General features: G+C 64.6%; 2 protein-coding genes. One reads left to right on the forward strand and one right to left on the reverse strand.

Features of this window, described 5'->3' with window-relative positions; genetic code table 11:
- The coding region (locus QP968_RS11075) for a hypothetical protein (protein WP_284856448.1) at positions 1 to 206 on the forward strand (206 nt) is incomplete at its 5' end.
- 36 nt (positions 207 to 242) lie between these two features.
- Here the strand turns inward: QP968_RS11075 and QP968_RS11080 are convergent.
- A partial coding sequence (locus QP968_RS11080) for a DUF4192 family protein (RefSeq protein ID WP_284856449.1) occupies positions 243 to 1,088 on the reverse strand: 846 nt, incomplete at its 5' end.

The following is a 1,088-nucleotide window of genomic DNA, read 5'->3' on the forward strand; positions in this document are numbered from 1 at the left end:
GCACCCGGATCGGCGTCCTCGCCGTCGATGCCGTCGGCGAGCTGGTAGAGCAGTTCCAGGTCGGTGTGGATGAAGTCGCGCATCAGGTGCCTCCTTGTTCGGATTGGTGGTCAATCCGTCTGTTGGAGACAGCTCTGCTGTCTAGGGGTCGCTCCCTTGCCTCGTTGAGGTGTCTGTCGTCGCAAGCCACGGCCGACGAGAAATAGAAACCCCGTTGCATCGCTGCAACGGGGTGTGTGGGATTACTCGGCGAACAAGATCGTTCGGGTCTTCTCAGCGCCCTCGCGAACGAGTTCAACCATCCGCTCGCCTTGGCCGATGTCGGTCAGCTTGGCCACCAGAGACGGGAAGTTCTCGTCTGGCCCGATCTCGGTGGCTCGCTGCGCAGCCACGCCAGCCAGCCCCGGCTGGCCTGTGGCGTGCGCGAGCACGGCAACAGTGGCCGTGAGCTGCGAGCGCATCCCTGGCCAGCTGGTCGGGACGGCACGCATAACCTTCTCTATAAACGCAAGGCCCGCCTGCGGGTCATCGAGCAGCGCTGCAAGCAGCGTGTCTCGCAAGCGCGGCGTGGTGAAGCATTTCAGCGCGGATCGAACAGCGCGAGTGCTCGGCTGGGTCATCCCTGCCGCCGTCTGCTCGTACTCACGCTGCAGCACGTCGGAGAACATGGGCGGGATATACGCCAGCGCGTCTTCGATGATGTCGGCGTGCTCGGCAGCGTCGATGCCGTGATCGGTGCTGTTCAACCGTGCCTCGATGTCGTCTTTGCTCGGCTCCGGCAGCTCGCCGGTGTGCTCTAGCATCTGCCGCAGCGCCGCCGATGCGGCGACCTCGCCGACAACGCCGTGGCGCGGCTCGTCGATGAGCGGATGCTGATACACGGACCACCACGCAGCCCCGGTGACGATCTCAGGCACCTGCACCACCCCGAGCAGCGGCGGTAGGTGCACTGCCCCGCTGGTGAGATACGTTGCCGTCTCCTCGAAGACCGGCTGCGCAATGTCATCGCTGATCATGTACGCGATAACAGCGTCGAGTTCGAGGTGGTGGACCCACGCTGCGAACCGCTCGCGGCTCTCGGTGAGCTT

Source organism: Corynebacterium sp. MSK041 (genome assembly GCF_030232265.1).
Taxonomy (GTDB): Bacteria; Actinomycetota; Actinomycetes; order Mycobacteriales; family Mycobacteriaceae; genus Corynebacterium.